This is a genomic window from Polaromonas sp. P1_A2 (assembly GCF_056406895.1).
Window position 1 is genome coordinate 187,526 of sequence record NZ_JBFTZI010000005.1, and the last position, 22,826, is coordinate 210,351.

A 22,826-nucleotide genomic window follows, 5' to 3' on the forward strand; every position below is an offset into this window, starting at 1 on the left:
ATATCTTCACTTGGGTTCCCTTAAAAATCAGATCAGGCAAATCAAATCAGGCCGCAGGCGCGCAAGGCGTTTTCCACGGCCGCTTCGTTCGATGTTTCCAGCGGCGTCATGGGCAGGCGCAAGGTGCCGCCGCAAAGACCCATCCGGGCCATGGCCCATTTGACGGGAATCGGGTTGGCTTCAATAAACAGGTTTCTGTGCAGCGGCAGGAGCTTGAGCTGCAGTTCCATGGCGCGGCGCGTGTCGCCCGCCACGGCGGCCACGCACAGCTCGTGCATGAGCCGGGGTGCCACGTTGGCCGTCACGCTGACGTTGCCCTGGCCGCCGCAGAGCATGAGCGCCACGGCCGTCGGGTCGTCGCCCGAATACACGGCAAAGCCCTTGGGCACTTCCTTGATCAGCCACTGCGCGCGCTCGATGTTGCCGGTGGCTTCCTTGATGCCGACAATGCCGGGCACCTGGGCCAGGCGCAGCACGGTGGCATGCGCCATATCGGCCACGGTGCGGCCAGGCACGTTGTAGAGCACGGTGGGCAGGTCGCCGACGGCTTCGGCAATCGCCTTGAAGTGCCGGTACTGGCCTTCCTGCGTGGGCTTGTTGTAATAGGGGACGACCTGCAGCTGGCAGTCGGCGCCCACCTGCTTGGCGAATTTGGCGAGTTCGATCGCCTCGGCGGTGGAGTTGGCGCCGCAGCCGGCCATGATGGGCACGCGCTTTTTGGCCTGCTCCACCGAGACGCGGATGATTTCGCAGTGCTCCTCGACGTTGACGGTCGGGGATTCGCCGGTGGTGCCGACCACGCCTATGCAGTCGGTGCCTTCGGCGATGTGCCAGTCCACCAGTTTGCGCAGGGTGGGGTAATCTACGCTGCCGTCATCATGCAAGGGCGTTGCCAATGCAACGATGCTGCCAGTAATGGGTTTCATGCTTTACTTAAAAACGTTCGCGGCCGGATAGGGCCTGGCCGAAATACCGCCGGGCCGGCCCCGAAAAGCCAATCCTGCATTCTACCCAGAGCCTAGGGCAGGAAATAGCGCGGCGGTGCGGGCAAACCCGCAGTCGCGGCGGTTTCGCGGACGGCGGCGATGCGCTGGATGAAGCGCTGCGGGTTTTCATGGAAACCTTCCTCGAAAGCCACTACCCGCAGGCCCGCGCAGATTTCCAGCAATTCGCCGCTGCGCAGCAAAAAATCGGGCCGCGAGGGCTTGCCCACGGTCTCGTTGCCCTGCGTAAAAGTTTCGTAAATCAGCACGCCACCCGGTGCCAGGCCGGCCAGCAGGGTCGGCAACAGCGGGCGCCAGAGGTAGTTGGTGACGACGACCGCGTCAAACTGGCGGCCCGCAAAAGGCCAGGGGCCGGCTTCAATATCGGCCACCACGGCCTCGTAAGCCGCGGCCGGGAGGGTGCTTGTAGCGGCCTCCAGGGCTTCCCGCGACCGGTCCACCAGCACCAGGGGGTGGCTTCGCCCGTGAAACCAGCGGGCATGGCGGCCATAACCGCAGGCGACGTCCAGCACCACGCCGCCTTCGCGCACCAGGTGCGACCAGCGCCGAACCCAGGCGGAGGGCGGCTCCGTTCCGTGCGGCCTGGGGTCCGTCAAAGTGGTTTCACCTCATCCTTGAGCGCCGCCAGCGCCATCGCCTCGACCCGGCCGGGCGCGATCAGCTTGAGCCAGCGGCCCAGCTTGCCCTTGGCCGTCATGACCACCTCGCGGTCCCGGCGCTCCATGCCCTGCAGGATCAGCCGGGCGCATTCCTCCACGCTCATGGCCTTGTCTTCCTTGAGCCCGCTGGAGCCCGCGGCCACGCCCGCCGCGTTGAAGCCGCGGTGGCGGATGTGGGTGGCGACCACGCCCGGGTAGGCGGTGGTCACGCCGACCCCGGCGCCCTTCATTTCGGCGCGCAGCGCCTCGAAAAATCCCACCATGGCGAATTTGGTGGCGCTGTAGGCCGTGCGGCCCGGCACGCCTATCAGCCCGGCCAGGCTGGAAACGGCGACGATGCTGCCGTGGCGCAGCCTCAGGTAGGGCAGGGCGGCATGGGTGCACCAGACGCTGCCCCAGAAGTTGATGCGCATCAGCTGCTCGTACCAGCCCAGGTCCTGGGCCTTGACGTCCTCCAGCAGCGCCTGCGCCGACATGCCGGCGTTGTTGATGAGGGCGTCGATATGGCCGAAGCGGCCGACGGCGGCATCCACCAGGTGCCGGCATTGGGCCTCGATGGACACATCGGTCTTGACGGCCAGGGTTTGCGCGCCGTGCGCGGCGCACTGGTGCGCGACCTCGTCCAGCAGCGTTTCATTGCGCGCGGCCAGCACCAGCGCCACGCCGGCGCCATGGGTTTTGGCCAGCTGCCGCGCCATTTCCGCGCCTATGCCGTCCGAGGCGCCGGTGATGATGATGGTTTTCATGATGTCCTCTTCCCGCTTTTTTGGGGGGCGCGGCCCCCATCACTCGCAAAACCGCCGGGCAGGCCCTAAAAGCAAGCCCAGATCTGGTTGGCGAGTGTGACCAGGAATTCCGGCCGTGTGTAGAGGGCAAACACCCCCAGCGACGCGATGACCGCGAGCGCCCACAGGCCGGCTTTTTTGGCCATCTCAGGCCCCTTGCGGCACGCCGGCGCGTGCAATCGGCGCCTCGCGTACCGGCAGGTTCACCAGGGCGGCAAACACGCCCAGCGCGATGGCGATGTACCAGACGATGTCGTAGCTGCCGGTGCGGTCATATAAATAGCCGCCCAGCCACACGCCCAGGAAGGAGCCGATCTGGTGGCTGAAGAAAATAAAGCCGCCCAGCATGGACAAATGCTGGATGCCGAAGATCTGCGCCACCACCGCGTTGGTCGGCGGGATGGTCGACAGCCACAACAGGCCCATCAGGCTGGCGAAGATATACACGCTCAGCGGGCTCAGCGGCGCCGCCAGGAACACGGCGATCACCACCGCACGCGAGAAATAAATCGTCGCCAGGATTTTCCGCTTGGCGATCTTCTGGCCCAGCGAGCCGGCGATATAGGTGCCGAAAACATTGAACAGGCCTATCAGCGCCAGCGCGTAGCTGGCCACCTGGGGCGACAGGCCCTTGTCCTTGAGGTAGCTGGGCATGTGCACGCCGATGAACACCACCTGGAAGCCGCAGACGAAATAGCCCGCCATCAGCAACTGGAAGCTCGGGTACTTGAAGGCCTCGCGCAGCGCCTGGCCTATGGTCTGCTCGCGTTTGGCCGGCTGGCCGCCGGCAAAGCCGCCTTCGCGCAGGCCCAGCGCCAGCGGCGCGATCAGCAGCACGGCGCCGCTGAGCACCAGCAGCGCTTCCTTCCAGCCCAGGCCACTGATCAGCAGGCCTTCGACCGGCACCATCAGGAACTGGCCAAAAGAGCCGGCCGCCGCGGCCACGCCCATGGCCCAGGAGCGCTTTTCCGCCGGGATGTTGCGGCCTATCACGCCGTAGATCACGGCATAGGTGGTGCCGGCCTGCGCGGCGCCTATCAGCACCCCGGCCGTCATGGTGAACAAAAAGCCCGTGGGCGACAGCGCCATGCCCACCAGGCCCAGCCCGTACAGCAGGGAGCCGCCCACGATCACGCGGAAGGCGCCGAAGCGGTCGGCCGCCATGCCGGCGAAGATGCCGAACACGCCCCAGGACAGGTTTTGCACCGCCAGCGCGAAGGCAAAGGTTTCGCGCGTCCAGCCCTGGGCCTGGGTGATGGGCTGCAGCCACAGCCCGAAGCCGTGGCGTATGCCCATGGACAGCGTGACGATGGTGGCGCCGCAGATCAGCACCTGCAGCATGGAGAGTTTTTTGGTGTCGGTGGTCATGGGTGGCCGCCGCAAGCGGCGAAAAAAGGAAAAGGCCCGGGTGGCCAGGAGACGATTCGCCGACTGTAACGAAAATGGCAAAACGCTGCCGCGCCGCGCCAGGTTTCCACGCCCGAATCGGGTCGGCTGTATGTCCATACAGTGACTTTTGCGGCCCGGACTACAATTGCGGCAATTCTTTCAACTGCCATGGCCGACAAACTACCCACCGAATATTCCGAAGGTTCGATCCGCGTGCTCAAGGGCCTGGAGCCCGTAAAGCAGCGCCCGGGCATGTACACCCGCACCGACAACCCCCTGCACATCATCCAGGAAGTGCTGGACAACTCCGCCGACGAGGCCCTGGCCGGCTACGGCAAGAAGATCAAGGTCACGCTGCACAGCGACGGCTCGGTCAGCGTGGACGACGACGGCCGGGGCGTCCCCTTCGGCATGCACCCGGAAGAAAAAGCGCCCGTGATCGAGCTCGTATACACCCGGCTGCATGCCGGCGGCAAGTTCGACAAGGGCAAGGGCGGCGCCTACAGCTTCTCGGGCGGCCTGCACGGCGTGGGTGTCAGCGTAACGAACGCGCTGTCCAAGCGCCTGGAGGTCACCTCCTACCGTGAAGGCATGGTCGCCCACCTGGTGTTTTCGGGCGGCGACGTCACCGAAAAGCTGCACCTGCGCAAAAACGGCGACGGCGACCGCAAGACCGGCACCACGGTCCGGGCCTGGCCCGACGCCAAGTACTTCGAGTCGGCGGCCTTGCCCATGGCCGAACTCACCCACCTGCTGCGCAGCAAGGCCGTGCTCATGCCCGGCGTCACCGTCACGCTGACCAACGAGAAAACCAAGGACACCCAGACTTGGCTCTACAAAGGCGGCCTGCGCGACTACCTGATGCAGACCCTGACCGGCGATCCGGTGATCCCGATGTTTGAAGGCGAGGGTTTTGCCGACACCCAGCACGACAGTTTTGCCGAAGGCGAGGGCGCCCAGTGGTGCGTGGCCTTCACCGAAGACGGCCAGCCCATGCGCGAGAGCTACGTCAACCTGATCCCGACCAGCGCCGGCGGCACCCATGAAAGCGGCCTGCGCGACGGCCTCTTCAATGCCGTCAAAAGCTTTATCGACCTGCATTCGCTGCTGCCCAAGGGCGTCAAGCTGCTGCCCGAAGACGTTTTTGCCCGCGCCAGCTATGTGCTGAGCGCCAAGGTGCTGGACCCGCAGTTCCAGGGCCAGATCAAGGAACGCCTCAATTCGCGCGACGCGGTGCGCCTGGTTTCCAGCTTTGTGCGCCCGGCGCTGGAGCTGTGGCTCAACCAGCACGTCGACTACGGCCGCAAGCTGGCCGAACTCGCCATCAAGGCCGCGCAAACCCGCCAGAAGGCCGGCCAGAAGGTCGAAAAACGCAAGGGCTCGGGCGTGGCCGTGCTACCCGGCAAGCTGACCGACTGCGAAAGCCGCGACCTGGCGCACAACGAGGTCTTCCTGGTCGAGGGCGACTCCGCCGGCGGTAGCGCCAAAATGGGCCGCGACAAGGAAAGCCAGGCCATCCTGCCGCTGCGCGGCAAGGTGCTCAACACCTGGGAGGTCGAGCGCGACCGCCTGTTCGCCAACACCGAAATCCACGACATCGCGGTCGCCATCGGCGTGGACCCGCACGGCCCCAACGACACGCCCGACCTCAGCGGCCTGCGCTATGGCAAGGTCTGCATCCTGAGCGACGCCGACGTGGACGGCTCGCACATCCAGGTGCTGCTGCTCACGCTGTTTTTCCGCCACTTCCCCAAGCTGATTGAATCGGGTAATGTCTATGTCGCGCGGCCGCCGCTGTTCCGGGTGGACGCGCCGGCCCGGGGCAAAAAGCCGGCATCCAAGTTTTATGCCCTTGATGAGGGCGAGTTGACCGCCATTCTGGATAAATTGCGCAAGGACGGCGTGCGCGAAGGCGCCTGGAGCATCAGCCGCTTCAAGGGCCTGGGTGAAATGAGCGCGGAACAGCTCTGGGAGACCACGCTCAATCCGGATACCCGCCGTTTGTTGCCCGTGCAACTGGGCAACCAGGATTTCCTGCAAACCGAGACCCTGATCACCAAGCTGATGGGCAAGGGCGAAGCCGCGGCACGCCGCGAATTGATGGAGTTGCACGGTGACAGCGTTGAGGTGGATGTTTGAGGTTTTTGCTGTCGGTTAGCCGCGTGGCAGGCATGGTGGTGCTGGTCGTTGCCGCATTCTGGGCCACGATCGCGCTGGCGACCCACGAATTCGCAAGGGCTGCCTTGGGTTTTGCGGTAGCCGCCGCTGGCTTGTGCTGGGCTGTTTTTTCGGAAAAAGCGATTGACAGTCGCAAACGGAATGCGGAGAAAGAGGCCAGCCGGGCGGCGCTCGGCTTTAAAGAGAACTCCCTGGCGGTTCCATTTCACTGGTTTCGCTGGAGTTGCATCTTTACGGTGGTTGTCTTGGTTTTGTGGGGCGCCGGATTCCTGGCCAAGGCCAGCTGGCAGAGCGGGAAGTTGGCCCCCGCCGCTTTTCTGGCCAGCCTTGGTATTTTGGTGTTTGTGCACATGTGCAGTCTGCTGGCTTGCGCGTATGCGGCGTGGCGGTCCGGCGGTGCGCTGAAAGTGGATTCGACGGGTTTTATGTACAGCGGTTTGCCCGCCGTCGCCTGGAAACACGTAAGAGGTGTCGACCTCAAGCAGTTTGAAATCAAGGGGCGGAAGAAATCGGTTTTGGTGCTGGCACTGGATCCGGCGACGTTTGACCAGCTGAAAGCTGCCTGCGTACCCGGGGCTCTTCACTGGAACGGCCCTCAATTGAGGGCCAAGTCGCGATTGCTGGAAATTGCCTGCGATTTTTTGAAGGAAGAGCCGGCGCTTGTCGCCCGGGCGGTTCAAGTGGTAGCGGATAAGGCCGGCGCGCCAAGGGCACGGGATTGGCATCACTTTGAAGGAATTGACGCGGCGCTGCAGCGGGAGCAAGCTGCCGGGCTGCGCGAGGAAGCCGAGCGCAAGACCAGCCTGCTGCTGGCTGAATTGCAAAAGATGGATCGCGCTGGTTCTCTGGATGAAAAAAGGCTGACGGAAATTGACCGGCAGCTGCAGGTGGAATTCGAACAAATGAGTTCGGCTTCGGATGCGCAGGTCGAAGCGTTCAAGCACCAGATGGATGTGATGGACGAACGCTTGAAGCCCTGGAAATGGTTTTACCGCGGCATCGTGGTTTTGCTGTTGATCGCGATAGGCGGGGCTATTGCAAGAATTGTGTTCGCGCTGAAGGCGTGACGAAATAATGGGTTTCTTTTTATGAACATTTTTTATGGCAAGTCCAGGCTCTGGCTTGGATTTCTTTTGGGCACGCTGATGCTGCTGTCGCAGCGGCCCGCCCACGCCGACATCTGGGGCTACGTGGACAAGGACGGCATTGCGCATTTCTCGGCCGTGCGGCTGGACGACCGCTATGAACTCTTTTTCCGCGGCAGCGAAAGCTTCAGCGCCGGCGGCAACACCGGGCGCAGCGGCAAGGCCGTGGGCAACGGCGCCAACCTCGCCACCGGCGTGGCCGCCGCGCCGCCCAAGCTGCTGGCCTACTTCGATGTGTCGCCCAACTACAAGGCCGTCAAGCACCTGCTGCGCGAGGCTTCGGCCACGCACGGCATTGACTACGAGCTGCTGCAGGCCCTGATCGCCACCGAGTCGGGCTTTAACACCCAGGCCGTCTCGCCCAAGGGCGCGGTCGGGCTGATGCAGCTGATCCCGCCGACAGCGGAACGCTACGGCGTGCGGGCCAGCAAGGATTCCACGGTCCACAAAAAACTGACCGACCCCAAGACCAATATCCGGGCCGGCTCCAGCTACCTCAGCGACCTGATCGCCATGTTCCCCGGCCAGCTCGAGCTGGCGATTGCCGCCTACAACGCCGGCGAAGGCGCGGTGCAGCGCGCGGGCAACAAGATTCCGAATTACCCAGAGACCAAAAACTACGTGAAAACCGTGATGCAGCTCTACAACCACCTCAAGCCTCCCAGCATGATGGCCCCCGGCGGCCGCGTGCGCATGGAGATGATGGGCGGCAGCACGGGCCGCGGCAACATGGTGCCGACCACGGTCGCGTCCACCACCACGCCAGAGGCCCCACCCGAGCGGAACTGAGACCCATGCAGCTGGCGTTTCGCCGGAACATCCGGCAGCGCTGCAAAGCGGCGCCCCCTTTTTTTTCATCATCCCGTACCGGCCGCGCTTAAGCATGCCGGCCCGGTATCAACCGACTTAGCCTCAAGCCAAATTCACGATGGACGATCTCTTTACACCGGACGCAGTCGCCCCCATTCCCGAACCCGCCGACCAGGACTCGCTGGCCGCGTACGCGCAGCGGGCCTATCTTGAATACGCGCTCAGCGTCGTCAAAGGCCGGGCCTTGCCCGACGTCTGCGACGGCCAGAAGCCGGTGCAGCGCCGCATTCTTTTCAGCATGTCGCGCATGGGCCTGGGTTTTGGCGGCGCCAACGGCGCCAGCGGGGCCAAGCCCGTCAAAAGCGCCCGTGTGGTCGGCGACGTGCTCGGCAAATACCACCCGCACGGCGACCAGGCGGCTTACGACGCCATGGTGCGCATGGCCCAGGATTTCAGCCAGCGCTACCCGCTGATCGACGGCCAGGGCAACTTCGGCTCGCGCGACGGCGACGGCGCGGCGGCCATGCGCTACACCGAGGCGCGGCTGGCGCGCATCACGACCTTGCTGCTCGACGAGCTCGATGAAGGCACGGTCGACTTCGTGCCCAACTACGACGGCTCCTTCGAGGAGCCGCGCCAGCTGCCCGCGCGCCTGCCTTTTGCGCTGCTCAACGGCGCCAGCGGCATCGCCGTCGGCCTGGCCACCGAAATCCCCAGCCACAACCTGCGCGAAGTCGCCGACGCCTGCGTGGCCCTGATCAAGACGCCCAAGCTCTCCGACGACGAGCTGTTCTCGCTGATCACCGGGCCCGACTACCCGGGCGGCGGGCAGATCATCTCCAGCAGCGCGGAAATCGCGGCCGCCTACAGCACGGGCCGCGGCTCGCTCAAGGTGCGCGCGCGCTGGAAAATCGAGGAGCTCGCGCGCGGCCAGTGGCAGCTGGTGGTGCAGGAACTGCCGCCCGGCGTCAGCACCCAGCGCGTGCTCGAAGAGATCGAGGAACTCACCAACCCGAAAATCAAGGCCGGTAAAAAAGCCCTGAGCCAGGACCAGGTGCAGCTCAAGCAGACCGTGCTGGCCGTGCTCGACGTGGTGCGCGACGAGTCCAGCAAGGACGCCCCGGTGCGCCTGGTGTTCGAGCCCAAGACCAGCAAGATCGGCCAGTCCGAACTCATCAACACCCTGCTGGCCAACACCAGCCTTGAAAGCTCCTCGCCCATCAACCTGACCATGGTCGGGCTGGACGGCAAGCCGACGCAGAAAAACCTGCGCCAGATGCTGGGCGAGTGGATTGAATTTCGCCAGACCACGGTGCAAAAGCGTTCGCAGCACCGCCTGGACAAGGTGCTGGACCGCATCCACATCCTCGAAGGGCGGCAACTGGTGCTGCTCAATATCGACGAGGTGATCGCCATCATCCGCCAGTCGGACGAGCCCAAGGCCGCGCTGATAGCGCGCTTCAGGCTCAGCGACCGCCAGGCCGAGGACATCCTGGAAATCCGCCTGCGCCAACTGGCGCGGCTCGAAGCCATCAAGATCGAGCAGGAGCTCAAGAACCTGCGCGAAGAGCAGGGCCGGCTCGAGGAAATCCTCGGCAGCCCGGCGGCGCTCAAGCGCCTGCTGGTCAAGGAAATCGAGGCCGACGCCAAGCAGTTCGCCGACGCGCGCCGCACGCTGATCCAGGCCGAGAAAAAAGCCGTGCTCGAAGTCAAGGTGCTCGACGAACCCGTGACCGTGGTCATCAGCGACAAGGGCTGGGTGCGCGCGCGCAGCGGCCATGGCCATGACCCGGCGGGTTTTGCCTTCAAGGCCGGCGACGGACTGTACGGCACTTTTGAATGCCGCACCGTCGACACGCTGCTGGCCTTCGGCTCGCGCGGCCGGATTTATTCGGTGCCGGTGTCCTCGCTGCCCGGCGCGCGCGGCGACGGCCAGCCGCTGACCACGATGATCGACCTCGAATCGGGCACGCAGCTGGTGCACTACTTCGCGGGCCCGTCGAATGCGGCGCTGTTGCTCAGTGCCAGCGGCGGCTACGGTTTCCTCGCCACGGTCGAGAACATGACATCGCGCCTCAAGGCGGGCAAGGCCTTTATCAGCTGTGCCGAGGGTGAAACCATCTGCAGGCCCTCGCATGCCGCCTTCAACAGCGGCGCCACGCCCATGCTGCCGGCCACCCACGTGGCTTGCGCCTCCACGGGCGGCCGCGTCCTGACCTTTGAAATCGGTGAACTGAAAATGCAGGCCGCCGGCGGCCGCGGCCTGATGCTGATAGACCTTGAAGCCAAGGACACCCTGGCTGGCGCGGCGGCTTACACCCGCAGCGTGAAAATTGAAGGCATAGGCCGCGGCGGCAAGGCGCGCGAGGAAACCCTGGAAATCCGCACGCTGAACAACGCCCGCGCGGCGCGCGCGCGCAAGGGCAAGGCGGCCGACCTGGGCTTCAAGCCTACCGGTGTCACCCGCGTCGAGTAAGAAGTTCGGCGCCCGCCGCCTTGTGAAAAGGGGCGGGCATCCGGCCTCAGGCAGCGAGCAGTGTTTCGAGCTTCCTGAGGCCCGCCACGGTTTCCAGGCAGGCCTGCGCCACTTCCTTGCCCTTGGTCAGGAAGTGGGCGCTGAAGAACTGGCGGTGTTCCTCATGCTCATGGAAATGCTGCGGCGTCAGCACAGCGGAAAACACCGGCACGCCGGTTTCCAGCTGTATGCCCATCAGCGCGCTGATCACCGCGTCGGCGACGAACTCGTGGCGGTAAATGCCGCCGTCCACCACCAGCCCGCAGCAGGCTACGCCCGCATAACGGCCCGACTGCGCGAGTTTTTTCGCGTGCAGCGGAATCTCGAAAGCGCCCGGCACTTCAAAGGTGTCAATGGATTCGGGGCTCACACCCTGCCTGGCCATTTCGGCCAGGAAGGCGCCGCGCCCCTGGTCCACGATGTCTTCGTGCCAGGATGACTGGATAAAGGCGAAACGCGCCTTGGGTGTGCCGCCGGACTGGGCGGCGGCAGGAGAAGAAACAAGGGTCTGACTCATGGATGGCCTCTAACTAGGTGTTACCAGAATCAGGGCGCACGAGCCTGCGGCCGGCCAGGGGCGCGCTGGCGCCCACGGCACAGCCGATGGCATCGCGCTCTCTTTCATCCGGACTGTGACCGTCGGCTTTGGAGTTGAACCAAATCTGCTGACCCCGTCCCACCGTGAGGAGGGCCGGGCGCTCGCGGGCTGATGCAGTTGCCTGCAAACACCGCCGGTGGGGAATTTCACCCCGCCCTGAGAACGCTGCCCCGGCAAAATGGCCGGGGCCTCATGAGTTTAAGGGCTCGCGTGAGCCGCTGCTTGCCGCCGCTTTGCCGGCCCCACAGTGATTGCGGGTGCTCGCGGCGGCGGGGGATTATTCGACTTCCGCGACCAGGTCGATCTCGACACAAGCGCCCATGGGGACTTGCGACACACCAAACGCGCTGCGCGCATGCTTGCCCGCATCGCCGAAGATCTCGCCGAACAGTTCACTGGCGCCGTTGGTCACCAGGTGCTGCTCGGTGTAGTCGCCGGTCGAGTTGACCAGGCTCATGAGCTTGACGATGCGCTTGACCTTGCCCAGGCCGACGGCGGCTTCCAGCGTGCCCATCAGGTCGATGGCGACCGAGCGCGCGGCGGCCTTGCCTTCTTCGGTTGTCATGTTCTTGCCCAGCTGGCCGACTAGGGGCTTGCCGTCCTTCTTGGCGATATGGCCGCTCAGGAAGACCAGGTTGCCGGTGCGCACAAAAGGCAGGTAGGCGGCGACGGGGATTGCCACGGGGGGCAGGGTGATGTTCAGTGCTTTCAGCTTGTCGTAGGCGCTCATGGTGTTCCCTTGGTTGATGACAGTTCCCGGGGCGGGTGTTTCGGGGAATTGTAGGGCGGGCCCGTCCATGCACCGGCCTGTGGCGCCATGAAAGGAAGTGATGCAGCCCCGGCCGGCGCACCCGCTTATTCGGGTTTGATGCCGGCCTTGCGCACCACGCTGCCCCAGCGGTCCACTTCGCTGCGCATAAAGGCGCGCAGCTCGTCGCGGCTAGAGCCCTTGAGGTCTATGCCCAGCGTGGTGAGCCGCTCGCGTGTCGACGGGTGGGCCAGCGCCGCGACGGCTTCGCTGCGCAGCCGCTCGACGATGTCGATGGGCGTGGTGGCCGGCGCCACCAGGGCCCACCACTGGTTGAACTGCATGCCGTCCATGCCGGCTTCGCGCGCGGTGGGCACCTCGGGCAGCGAGGCCACGCGCGTGTTGCCGGTCACCATCAGGGCCGAGATTTTTCCCGCGCCCAGCAGCGCGCTGGCGCTGGCCAGCGTCGCGAAATGGGCGTCCACCTGGCCGGCCGCGACGTCGGTGAGCGCCGGCGCCGAGCCGCGGTAGGGGATCGCGTTGACCTTGATGCCGGCAGCCGTGGCGAACAGCTCGCTCGAAAGATGGCTGATGGAGCCGTTGCCGCTGTTGGCCAGGGCCAGCGGCACCTTGCTGGCGCGGTAGTGCTTGAGGAAACCCTTGATGTCGCCGTTCTTGTAGGGCCCGCCGCTGGCAAACAGCATCAGCGGCGAGGTGCCGACCATGGAGATCGGCGTGAAGTCGCGCAGCAGGTCATAAGGCATTTTGTTGAACACGGCCGGCGCGATCGCATGCGGCAACTCGACGATGGCGAAGGTGTAGCCGTCGGGCGCGGCTTTGGCCGCGGCCTCGGTGCCTATGCGGCCCGAGGCGCCGGAGCGGTTGTCCACCACCACGCTCTGGCCCATGGTCTCGCCCATGCGCTGCGCGACGGCGCGCGCAATCGCATCGGTGCTGCCGCCGGGCGCCCAGGGCACGATGAGGCGCAGCGGTTTGTCGGGGTAGGCCGCCTGGGCGGCGGTGCTGATCAAGGTGGCGCCGGCCAGGAGCAGGGCGATAAGCAATCGGGTCTTCATGGGGAAATCCTTTACAGGTATCGGTTCAGGGAGTCAGGAAAAAGTGTCAAAGGTGTCGCGGTCGCCCTTGGCGGTCAGCAGCAGCAGGGCATGCTCCGAAGGCGCGACCTCGCCGCGCGCGCGCAGCTGCGCGAGCGCGCTGAGGCAGGCGCCCGCGCACAGCTCCACCCACAGGCCTTGCGCGGCCAGCCGGGCGCTGCCTTCGGCGGCGCCGGCATCGTCCACCACCACCGCGCCGCCGCCCGAGCGCTGCACGGCCAGCGCCTGCTGCAGCGTGACGGTGCTGCCGCCGGTGGAAAACTGCGCGGTCCGGCCGGCGAAGTCGGCCTGCAGCGGCTCGCCGCCCAGTGCGCGGGCCAGGCGGGGAAAGGGCTCGACCGCCCAGAGGCGCGGCATGCGCGCGATCAGCCCGGCTTGCAGCAGGTCGCGCAAGCCGCTGTAAACACCCCAGAGCAAATCGCCGCGCGCGGTGGGCACCAGCACATGGTCGGGGATGCAACCGTCGGCCACACATTCGAGCGCCACCGCGCGGTAGCCTTCGACGCCAAAAGCCGGGCTGCCGACAGCGGGCACACTGTAATTGGTCAGCGCAAACGCGCCGTCCTGCTCGACACGACGGCGCAGGTATTCCCAGCGGCCGAAGCCGCGGTCAAAGGTGAGGCGTCTGGCACCCAGGCGGTGCAGCGCGCGCGCGAAAGGTTCCGGCATGTCGTGGTAGGTGGCGACCTCGCAGGCCAGGCCCGCGGCCGCGCAATAGGCCGCCGCCGACACCGCCGCGTTGCCGCTGGAGGCCAGCACCACGGTTTGTGCGCCCACGTCCAGCGCCCGGCTGACGGCCTGGGCCGACATGCGGTCCTTGTGCGAGCCTGTGGGGTTCATGCCCTCGTGCTTGGCCGAAAGCTGGCGCAAGCCCAAGGCGCGCGCCAGGCGCGGCAAGTCCAGGCAGGGCGTGCCGCCTTCGCCCAGGGATATGCCCTGGGTGTAGGGCAGCCAGGCGCCCCACTTATAACCTGTGCTGGCGGTTTTGAGGGTTTTGGGCAGTTCGGCATACACCGCCTCCAGGCTCGCGGGTGCGCCGGCCGCCGCGCAGTGCGGGCAGCCGGCCGGCAGGTCCTGGAGGGGGTATTCGCGGGCGCAGTGGATGCAGCGTAGCCCGGACAGCCGCGGGTTGCGGGCCACGGCGAGGGATGCTGCAGGGGCTTCGGAAACAAGGGAATTCATGCGGCCAATGGTAGGAAGGCCGGGGCTTGCCGTGCAGGCTTTGTTGGCAATTTAGAATAAGTGAAACTTATAAGGAGATGGCCATGGCCGAAGCAAGCGCGCGCCAGATCGAGGTGTTCCGCATGGTCATGCGGCTGGGCACGGCCAACCGCGCGGCCGCGGCCCTGCATGTGAGCCAGCCGGCGGTCACGCAGCTGTTGCAGCAGCTCGAAGCGCGTGCCGGCCTCAAGCTGTTTGACCGGCCCAAGGGCAAGCTCACGCCCACGCCCGAAGCCCATGCGCTGATGGAAGAGGTCGAGCGGGTCTACGAAGGCCTGGAGGCCGTGCAGCGAAAAATCGTGGCCCTGCAGTCGCACGAAGACACGGTGCTGCGCATCGGCTCGCTGCATGCCATGGCCGCCAGCGTCATGCCCTGGGCCCTGGCCGAGTTCCAGCGCAGCTACCCGCGCACGCGCTGCCTGCTTTTGGTCGACAGCTCCAAGGTGCTGCGCGAGGCCTTGTTCCAGGGGGCGGTGGACCTGGCTTTCCTGGGCGACGAGGCCGACACCAGCGGCCTGGTGTCCTCGCTGTTCTACCAGGCACCCGCGGTCTGCATCATGCCGGCCGCCCATCCGCTGGCACGCAGGCAGGTGCTGCAGCCGCAGGATTTGCAGGAGGTGCCGCTGGTGGGCCTGTCGGCGTCCGATCCGGCGCAGCGGCGCCTGGAAGCGGCACTCGCGCAGGCCGGCGTGCAGCCGCGTTTTGTGATCGAAACCCCTTACAGCGCGACGCAATGCGCGCTGGTGCTGGCCGGCGCCGGGCTGGCCGTGACGAATCCGCTGGTGGCGCGCGAATACCTGGCGCTGGGCCTGCGCAGCGTGCCGCTGGCGGCCGAGGTATGGTTCCGCGCCTTGCTGGCCTTCAAGCCCAAGCAGGCGCAGTCGGGCGCGGCGCAGGAATTTGTGGGCCTGTGCAGGCGCCGCCTGGTGGGCAGCCTGCCCGAGGGTTCGCTGCTGGGAGAGTCGCTCAGTTCGCGGTAGCCAGGGACCGGGCCTCGGTCTCGGCCAGGGGCTCCACCGTCACCGCCACGTCGAGGATGTGCTGCGCCCCGCCGCGTATCACGCCGCGCATGGGCGAGACATCGAGGAAGTCGCGCCCCGTGGCCAGCGTGACATAGTCTTCGCCCGGCGCGCGGTTGTTGGTGGGATCGAAGTCCAGCCAGGTGCCCAGGCCCGGGCAGTAGACCGAGGCCCAGGCATGCGAGGCGTCGCTGCCGACCAGGCGCGGCTGGCCTGGCGGCGGGCTGGTCAGCAGGTAGCCGCTCACATAACGCGCCGGCAGGCCCATGGCGCGGCAGCAGGCCACCATGATGTGGGCGAAGTCCTGGCACACGCCTTTGCCCTGCCTGAGCGCCTCGAGCGCCGGCGTGTTGACCTCCGTGCTTTCGCTCTCGTAGGTCATGGTGTCGTGGATGCGTTCCATCAGGTCGCGCGCCGCCTCGGGCAGCGGCCGGCCGGGCAGGAAGCTGGGTCGCGCGAACTCGGCGAAGGCCTCGTCGCGCGGCACATAGGGCGAGGCGAACAGGAATTCGGAGGCGCTGTCATAGGCCGAGCCGGCGCGGTAGCGGAACTGCTCGCGCACCTGCTCCCAGGGCTGCGACACCGCGGCGCCGGCGGACAGGGCGCTTTCGGACTGCAGCGGGTTGAGGGCCGTGGTGGCGACCACGCTGTCGGCCACCACGGTCAGGCTTTCATGCGCGGCCTGCAGCGAAAAATAGCTGCGTGTGTTGCCGTAGACATCCACGGTTTCGCGCAATTGCACGGGCGCCGGGTCGACGCGCAGCGCGTAGCTCAGCAGGCTCTGGCCGTTGCGGCTGGCTGGTTTGAGGTGCACCACATGGTGGGCGTTTTCCACCGCCGGCGCATAGCGGTAGCGGGTTTCATGGACGACGTGCAGCAGCATGGGTTCCGCGTCCGGTGTTCAAGCGCCCAGGCTCTGGCTGCCGGAGGCCGCGTGGCTGAAGTAGCGGCGGCTCAGGGTGTCCGACAGGTCCAGCGCGGCGTCGCAGCATTGCTCCAGCATCTGCACCAGGCGGCCGTCGTGCTGCCGGCAATCTTCATCGCCTTCATCACCGTCATCGGCTTGCATGCCCGCGCACAAATCGGCCAGCGCCCAGCTGCCGGGGTCGGGCAGCTCCATCGCGAGTTCGGGCATATCGCCCGGCGCGCTGCCGGCCAGCTTGGCCAGGCGCCCGCGCAAGGTCTGCACCACCCAGCCCAGGGAGCGCGGGTTGTCGCGGTCCAGCACCAGCAGATCGAGCAGGGCCGGGATGTCGCGGCGCTGCTGGTATTGCGCGTGAAAGGTGATGGTGCTGTCGAACAGTGCCACCATGGCGTTGAAGCCGCCTTCCTCGAAGACCGAGCCGGTTTCAAAACCGCGCGCCAGCGCGCCGGCCAGGGTGTTGAGCCGCTCGATGAGACGGCCCACGCTGAGCAGGCGCCAGCCGTCGTCGCGGGTCATGCGGTCGGTTTGCGCGCCCGTCATGGCCGAGAGGAAGCCGCTGGCCGATTCGAGCGCGCGCAGCGCCTCGACGGAGGAGTATTCAAGCAGATACTGGCTCTGGCCTTGCCCGCCCTGGCTTTGCGACTGGCTTTGGCCCACGCTGCTGAACACCGCGCAGCGCTGGAAAAAATCGGCTTCGGTGCGCACGATCATGTGCCACTGTTCCTGCGACAGGCGTTCGCGCACGGCCGAGGCCGCGCTCTTGAGCGCGCGCAGGTTAAAGCCCACGCTGGCGGCCTGCTCGGTGTCGGCCAGGTTGGCGATCAGCGCGCGTTCAAACACGCGGCGCGCGTGCGTGGCCGGCGGCACGGTGTCCAGCACCAGCGCATTGCCAACCGCCATGCTGCTCAGCCAGGCCAGCAAGGGCTGCGAGCTCTGGTCTTCGCCGCCCAGGCATTGCAAGGTGATCTGCGCCAGGCGCGTCGAGTTTTCGGCGCGCTCGGTGTAGCGGCCCAACCAGAAAAGGTTTTCGGCCGCGCGGCTGGTGACCGGCGGGCGGTGCCGCAGCGGGGCGGTGGCCCAGGCGGGCGAGGGCTGTTCGGCACGCGGGGCTGCCGCCTTGGCCGCCGACGCATCGCCCAGCACCCAGACGTCGGCGCTGCTGCCGCCGTGCTGCATGGAGGACATGTTCTCGTTCTTGCCGGCCAGCCGCGCCAGTCCGCCGGGCAGCACCTGCCAGGAGCCCTTGCCGTCGGCCACGGCAAACACGCGCAGCATGGCCGAGCGCGGGGAAATCCGCTCGCCCTGCCAGGTTGGCGTCTGCGGCAGCGGCAAATAGGCCTGCACCGTGTAGTCCTCGCCGCGGCGCACGATGCGGCCGGCCCATTCGTCGAGCGCGCGGCGCGACAGCGTGTGGCCTATCACCGACTCCATGCCCGAGCCCGGGTAGGTTGGCTTGATCACGCAGTTCTTGAGCTGGCCCAGCACATCCTGCAGCACCGCCTGCTCGCCACACCACCAGGTCGCCAGCGAGGGCAGGGCCAGGGTTTCGCCCAGCAGGTGTTCCGACAGCGCGGGCAAAAAGCCCAGCAGCGCGCTCGATTCAAGGAAGGCCGAGCCCGGCGTGTTGACCACCAGCACATTGCCCGCGCGTATCACCTGCAGCAAGCCGGGCACGCCCAGCGTGGAGTCCGAGCGCAGCTCCAGCGGGTCCAGGAATTCGTCGTCCAGGCGCTTGAGCAGGCCATGCACCGGCTCCAGGCCGCGCAGGGTCTTGAGGTAGAGCTTGTCGTCGCGTACCAGCAAGTCGCTGCCCTCGACCAGGGTCAGGCCCAGGAAGCGCGCGAGGTAGGCGTGTTCAAAATAGGTTTCGTTGTAAGGCCCCGGGGTCAGCAGCACCACGCGGCTTTCCTCGTTGCCGTCGGCCGGGCTCATGGCCTTGAGGCCGTCCACCAGCGCCTTGTAGGAGGCGGCCAGGCGCTCGACCTTCATCTCGCGGAAGGCTTCGGGAAACAGCAGCGAGATGGTCAGGCGGTTTTCCAGCAGGTAGCCTAGGCCCGAGGGTGCCTGCGTGCGCTGCGACACCACCGACCAGCGGCCGTCGGGGCCGTGGGCGATGTCGAAGGCGGCGATGTGCAGATAGGTGCCTCCGGCCGGCTGCACGCCCTGCATGCCGCGCAGGTAGCCCGGGTGGGCATGCACCAGCGCGCTGGGCAAGAGGCCTTTGGAGAGCAGCTCCTGCGGGCCGTAGATGTCGGCCATGACCCGGTCCAGCAGGCGGGCGCGCTGCTGGATGCCGGCCTCGATCTGTGCCCAGTCGCTGGCCGACACCATCATGGGGAAGAGGTCCAGCGCCCAGGGACGCTGCGGGCCGTTGGCGTCGGCGTAGACGTTGTAGGTCACGCCGTTGTCGCGGATCTGGCGGCGCAGGTTGGCGGTGCGGTGGTTCAGGTCGTAAAACCCGTCGGCGCCCAGGAAGTTGAAAAAGCGCGTCCAGTCGGGCGACAGGCTGTCGTCGGTGGCGGCGGCTTCGGGCGGGGGCGCGGCGGTTTCGGGGGCACCGGCCGCGCGCAGCGCGGGCTGGGCGGGCGCGGCCGTTTCCGCGGGCGCGGGGCCTTCGGAGACACGGCCCCGCAACTCGTCGAAATGGCCGGCTGCCGCATGCGGCGCCAGCGCGGCGGCCAGGGCGCAGGGAGATTCAAGCGCCTGGGCGGCAAAAAGGGACTGGGTGTTATTTTCCACGTGCTGCAAGTATGCCTGCGGCCCGCAGGCGCAAAGCCTCAATCAGGGGCGGCTTTCCCGCCAAATGGACGATTTATGCCGCTTGCGCATGCAATTGTTGCAGCCATAAGACAGGCTGATGGGCGCCGGGGAAGGCGCCCCCCAGCCGCCCTCAGCGCAGGTCCAGCGTGAACGGAAACTCCCGGCTGGGCAGCGCCGGCGCCACGCGCATCTTGCCGGGCGTGTGGCCCATGCGGAAAAAGCGCGTGAGGCGGCGGCTTTCGGCCTCGTACGAATTGACCGGCAGCGTGTCGTAATTGCGCCCGCCCGGGTGCGCCACATGGTATTGGCAGCCGCCCAGCGAGCGCTCCATCCAGGTGTCGACGATGTCGAAGGTCAGCGGCGCATGCACGCCTATGGACGGGTGCAGCGCCGAAGGCGGGTTCCAGGCCTTGTAGCGCACGCCGGCCACATATTCGCCGACGCGGCCCGTGCTTTGCAGCGGCAGGGCCCGGCCGTTGACGGTGATGACGTAGCGGTTGTCGTTCAGGCCCGTGACGTGCACTTCGATGCGCTCCAGCGAGGAGTCGACATAACGCACCGTGCCGCCGGCCGAGCCTTCCTCGCCCATCACATGCCAGGGCTCCAGCGCGCTGCGCAGCGTCAGCTCGATGCTGTTGGATTTGACCTGGCCGATGAGGGGGAAGCGGAACTCGAAATGCGGCTCGAACCAGGCCATGTCGAAGGCGTAGCCGGCCTCGCGCAGCTCGGTCAGCACGTCCTCGAAGTCCATGCGCACAAAGCCGGGCAGCAGGAAGCGGTCGTGCAGCTCGGTGCCCCAGCGCGTGACGCGGCCGTGGTAGGGCTTGTTCCAGAAGCGCGCCACCAGCGCGCGCAGCAGCAGCTGCTGGGCGATGCTCATGCGCGCATGCGGCGGCATTTCAAAGGCGCGCAGCTCCAGCAGGCCCAGGCGGCCGGTGGTGGAGTCGGGCGAGTACATCTTGTCGATGCAGAACTCGCTGCGGTGGGTGTTGCCGGTGACGTCGACCAGGATGTTGCGCAAGGTGCGGTCCACCAGCCAGGGCGGCATGTCGGCACCGTATTTCTTGCGGTTGTTCTCGATCTCGCGCAGGGCAATTTCGAGTTCGTAGAGCTGGTCGTTGCGGGCCTCGTCCACGCGCGGCGCCTGGCTGGTCGGGCCTATGAACATGCCCGAGAACAAATAGCTCAGCGAGGGATGGTTGTGCCAGTAGGCGATCAGGCTGCCCAGCAGCTCGGGCTTGCGCAGAAAGGGGCTGTCGGCCGGCGTGGCGCCGCCCAGCACAAAGTGGTTGCCGCCACCGGTGCCGGTGTGGCGGCCGTCGGTCATGAACTTCTCGGCCGACAGGCGCGTCTCGTGCGCGATCTTGTAGAGGAACTCGGTGTGCTCCACCAGCTCGCCCCAGTTGTAGGCCGGGTGGATGTTGACCTCGATGACGCCGGGGTCGGGCGTGACCTGCAGCATTTTCAGGCGCGGGTCGCGCGGCGGCGGGTAACCTTCGAGCACGATGCTCACGCCCAGCGCCTGGGCCGTGGCTTCCACCGCGGCCAGCAGGTCCAGGTAGTCTTCGAGCCGCTCCATGGGCGGCATGAAGACATAGATCGCACCCACTTCGCCCCGGCCCGATTTGTTGGCCTGGCTGTCCGGGTCGGCCTTGGGTTTGTCCCTGGGGCCGTTGGCGCGCTGCGGGTCGCGCACTTCCACGCACAGCGCGGTGCGCGTCAGCCAGGCGGCCGACTCAAAAGGTTTGGGCGCGCGGTCGTCGGCGGGCGCGGCCGCCTCGGGCGATGCGCCGGCCGGCTGGCCGCCCGCACCGCCAGTGCCGTTGTTGCCCGTCGGACGGAACTGCAGGATGCGGCTGGCTTGCGACAGCGCGGTGTTGCCGCTCAGGTAGCGCGCCATGTACTGCGCCAGCGAACTGGCGCTGCCGCCCGCGGAAGGGCTTGCCGCCGTGGCACCGCGGGCATCGCTGAAGCTGCCGTTGTAGCGCGCGGCCAGCGCCGAGGCATCCGGCAGGTCCTGCCGCGGCGCGAAAGGGTCGGACTCGATCATGTAGGGGTAGTCGGTCTTGGACACCCAGGGCACGGAATCCAGCGGCAGGCGGTAGCCCATGGGTGAATCGCCCGGCATCAAATACATGCGCTCGTCGCGGAAAAACCAGGGTCCCGTGGTCCATTTCGGGCCGGCCAGCGCGGGCGAGGCGCCGGCGTTTCTTTGTTGGAGCTGCTCCTTGGTCTGCAGCGGCAGCACATAGCCCACCACTGAATCCAGGCCCTGCATAAAGACGCGGCGCAGGCGCTCGCGCTCCATGGCGTCGTCCAGCCGCGAGTCAAAGGGGTCGACATTGACCGGCAACCGGCGTTCGCGCCAGAGGTAGTACCAGGTGTCTTCATAGCCCGGCGTGATGTAGGTCGTGGCCAGGCCCAGCTTGCCCGCCAGGGTCTGCACAAAACGCTGCGCGTCGGCGCTGGTGTAGTTGCAGGGCTGGCGCTCGTCGGCGAACAGGGCCGGGTTCTGCCAGATCGGCTGGCCGTCCTTGCGCCAGAAAATGCTCAGCGCCCAGCGCGGCAGCTGCTCGCCCGGGTACCACTTGCCCTGGCCGAAGTGCAGGAAACCGCCTTCGCCGTATTCGGCGCGCAGTTTTTGCACGAGCTCGGTCGCATAGCCGCGTTTGGTCGGGCCCAGCGCGGCGATATTCCATTCGGCCGCGTCGCGGTCGGTGGTGGCCACAAAGGTGGGCTCGCCGCCCATGGTCAGGCGCACGTCTCCGGCCGCCAGGTCCTGGTCGACTTTCTCGCCCAGCGCCAGCACCTCCTGCCATTGCTCTTCGGTATAGGGCTTGGTCACGCGCGGCGATTCGTAGATGCGCTGCACCGCCATGTGGTGCTCGAACTCGACTTCGGATTTGTCGACGCCGCCCTCGACGGGCGCGGCGCTCGAGGGCTCGGGCGTGCAGGCCAGCGGGATATGGCCTTCGCCGGCCATCAGGCCCGAGGTCGGGTCCAGGCCCACCCAGCCAGCGCCCGGCAAGAACACCTCGCACCAGGCGTGCAGGTCGGTGAAATCGGCTTCGGCGCCGCTGGGGCCGTCTATGGACTTGACGTCGGCCTTGAGCTGTATCAAATAGCCCGAGACGAAGCGCGCGGCCAGGCCCATGTGGCGCAGCAGCTGCACCAGCAGCCAACCGGTGTCGCGGCAGGAGCCGCAGGCCAGGCGCAGGGTCTCCTCGGGCGTCTGTACGCCGGGCTCCATGCGGATCGAATATTTGATGTCCGACTGCAGGCTCTGGTTCAGGCCCACCAGGAAGTCAATGGTGCGTTTGGGCGTGCGGTCGATTTTCTCGAGGTAGCGCTTGAACAGCGGCGTGGCCGGCTGGGTGGCCAGGTAGGGCGCCAGTTCCCGGGCCTGCAGCGCGTTGTAGCTGAAGGGGAACTCCTCGGCGGCCGGCTCCAGGAAGAAGTCAAAGGGGTTGAACACCGCCATTTCCACGATCAGGTCCACCGTGACCTTGAACTCGCGCGTCGGCTCGGGAAACACCAGCCGGGCCTGGTAGTTGGCGAAAGGGTCCTGCTGCCAGTTGATGAAATGCCCGGCGGGCTCGACCTTGAGGGAATAGGACAGCACCTGGGTGCGGCTGTGCGGCGCGGGCCGCAGGCGGACCACCTGGGGGCCCAGCCGCACCAGGCGGTCGTACTTGTAATGGGTGATGTGGCTCAGGGCAACGTGGATGGACAAGGCAACCTCGCTTAAAAAAATAACTGGGCGCGGGGACCGCCACATCATGCGGTCTTGAAAACACTAAGAACCTGTTCACGGCCTAAACGGGGCCGCGCAAGCACCTTATCGGGATGGGATGCAAGGCGCGGTGCGACGCCCATAGCATAGCTATGGGCTAGCGCCGCAACGCCGCAGACCGCCCGAGAAGGCGCTTGCCCTCCGGGTTGGGGTGAAATCGGG

At 66.6% G+C, this 22,826-nt stretch carries 16 protein-coding genes and 1 riboswitch; of the genes, 5 read left to right on the plus strand and 11 right to left on the minus strand.

Going from position 1 to position 22,826, the window contains the following annotated elements:
- Nucleotides 1–41: 41 nt before the first annotated feature.
- The 4 genes from dapA to AC1D09_RS19505 all read right to left on the minus strand — a co-directional run bounded on the left by dapA (nt 42) and on the right by AC1D09_RS19505 (nt 3,816).
- Nucleotides 42–926, minus strand: coding sequence for a 4-hydroxy-tetrahydrodipicolinate synthase (gene dapA / locus AC1D09_RS19490; protein ID WP_074577734.1), 885 nt, complete (start codon nt 924–926; stop codon nt 42–44).
- A gap of 92 nt (nt 927–1,018) precedes the next feature.
- Complete coding sequence (locus tag AC1D09_RS19495; protein WP_477664384.1) at nt 1,019–1,600, minus strand: class I SAM-dependent methyltransferase; 582 nt, start codon at nt 1,598–1,600, stop codon at nt 1,019–1,021.
- Complete coding sequence (locus AC1D09_RS19500) at nt 1,597–2,409, minus strand: SDR family oxidoreductase (RefSeq protein ID WP_074577733.1); 813 nt, start codon at nt 2,407–2,409, stop codon at nt 1,597–1,599. The genes AC1D09_RS19495 and AC1D09_RS19500 overlap by 4 nt, the downstream gene beginning before the upstream one ends.
- A gap of 186 nt (nt 2,410–2,595) precedes the next feature.
- Nucleotides 2,596–3,816: an MFS transporter gene (locus tag AC1D09_RS19505; protein ID WP_477664382.1), complete on the minus strand. Its 1,221-nt coding sequence runs from the start codon at nt 3,814–3,816 to the stop codon at nt 2,596–2,598.
- A 189-nt stretch (nt 3,817–4,005) separates the two neighbouring features.
- Between AC1D09_RS19505 and AC1D09_RS19510 the strand changes: the two genes are divergently transcribed.
- The 4 genes from AC1D09_RS19510 to parC all read left to right on the plus strand — a co-directional run bounded on the left by AC1D09_RS19510 (nt 4,006) and on the right by parC (nt 10,446).
- Nucleotides 4,006–5,976 (plus strand): DNA topoisomerase IV subunit B, encoded by a 1,971-nt coding sequence (locus tag AC1D09_RS19510; RefSeq protein ID WP_477664381.1) that lies wholly within the window; start codon nt 4,006–4,008, stop codon nt 5,974–5,976.
- Complete coding sequence (locus AC1D09_RS19515) at nt 5,973–7,082, plus strand: hypothetical protein (protein ID WP_477701184.1); 1,110 nt, start codon at nt 5,973–5,975, stop codon at nt 7,080–7,082. The genes AC1D09_RS19510 and AC1D09_RS19515 overlap by 4 nt, the downstream gene beginning before the upstream one ends.
- Nucleotides 7,083–7,103: 21 nt before the next feature.
- The gene (locus AC1D09_RS19520) at nt 7,104–7,949 is read left to right on the plus strand and encodes a lytic transglycosylase domain-containing protein (RefSeq protein ID WP_477664379.1); all 846 of its coding nucleotides are present in this window, start codon (nt 7,104–7,106) and stop codon (nt 7,947–7,949) included.
- A gap of 139 nt (nt 7,950–8,088) precedes the next feature.
- Complete coding sequence (parC, locus tag AC1D09_RS19525) at nt 8,089–10,446, plus strand: DNA topoisomerase IV subunit A (RefSeq protein WP_477664378.1); 2,358 nt, start codon at nt 8,089–8,091, stop codon at nt 10,444–10,446.
- A 46-nt stretch (nt 10,447–10,492) separates the two neighbouring features.
- Here the strand turns inward: parC and AC1D09_RS19530 are convergent, their stop codons facing one another.
- From AC1D09_RS19530 to AC1D09_RS19545, 4 genes are all read right to left on the minus strand, one after another.
- On the minus strand, nt 10,493–11,002 hold the full coding sequence (locus AC1D09_RS19530; protein ID WP_477664377.1) for a 6,7-dimethyl-8-ribityllumazine synthase: 510 nt from the start codon (nt 11,000–11,002) through the stop codon (nt 10,493–10,495).
- A 92-nt stretch (nt 11,003–11,094) separates the two neighbouring features.
- A riboswitch (FMN riboswitch) is annotated at nt 11,095–11,251 on the minus strand.
- A 109-nt stretch (nt 11,252–11,360) separates the two neighbouring features.
- Nucleotides 11,361–11,813 (minus strand): RidA family protein, encoded by a 453-nt coding sequence (locus AC1D09_RS19535; protein ID WP_477664376.1) that lies wholly within the window; start codon nt 11,811–11,813, stop codon nt 11,361–11,363.
- A gap of 125 nt (nt 11,814–11,938) precedes the next feature.
- Nucleotides 11,939–12,907 carry a tripartite tricarboxylate transporter substrate binding protein gene (locus AC1D09_RS19540; RefSeq protein WP_477664375.1) on the minus strand — a complete coding sequence of 323 codons (969 nt, stop codon included), beginning with the start codon at nt 12,905–12,907 and terminating at the stop codon, nt 11,939–11,941.
- 33 nt (nt 12,908–12,940) lie between these two features.
- A complete protein-coding gene (locus AC1D09_RS19545) occupies nt 12,941–14,128 on the minus strand; it encodes a threonine synthase (RefSeq protein ID WP_477664374.1) in 1,188 nt (395 codons plus the stop codon).
- 83 nt (nt 14,129–14,211) lie between these two features.
- Here AC1D09_RS19545 and AC1D09_RS19550 point away from each other — a divergent pair, with 83 nt between their 5' ends.
- On the plus strand, nt 14,212–15,147 hold the full coding sequence (locus tag AC1D09_RS19550) for a LysR family transcriptional regulator (RefSeq protein ID WP_477664373.1): 936 nt from the start codon (nt 14,212–14,214) through the stop codon (nt 15,145–15,147).
- Here the strand turns inward: AC1D09_RS19550 and AC1D09_RS19555 are convergent.
- The 3 genes from AC1D09_RS19555 to AC1D09_RS19565 form a co-directional block, all read right to left on the minus strand.
- Entirely contained in the window at nt 15,134–16,069 is a 936-nt protein-coding gene (locus AC1D09_RS19555) for a transglutaminase family protein (RefSeq protein ID WP_477664372.1), read from the minus strand. The two genes, AC1D09_RS19550 and AC1D09_RS19555, sit on opposite strands and share 14 nt — an antisense overlap.
- 18 nt (nt 16,070–16,087) lie before the next feature.
- Nucleotides 16,088–18,850: a circularly permuted type 2 ATP-grasp protein gene (locus tag AC1D09_RS19560; protein WP_477664371.1), complete on the minus strand. Its 2,763-nt coding sequence runs from the start codon at nt 18,848–18,850 to the stop codon at nt 16,088–16,090.
- A gap of 151 nt (nt 18,851–19,001) precedes the next feature.
- Nucleotides 19,002–22,604, minus strand: a complete 3,603-nt coding sequence (locus AC1D09_RS19565) for a transglutaminase family protein (protein WP_477664370.1) — start codon at nt 22,602–22,604, stop codon at nt 19,002–19,004.
- Nucleotides 22,605–22,826: the final 222 nt, after the last annotated feature.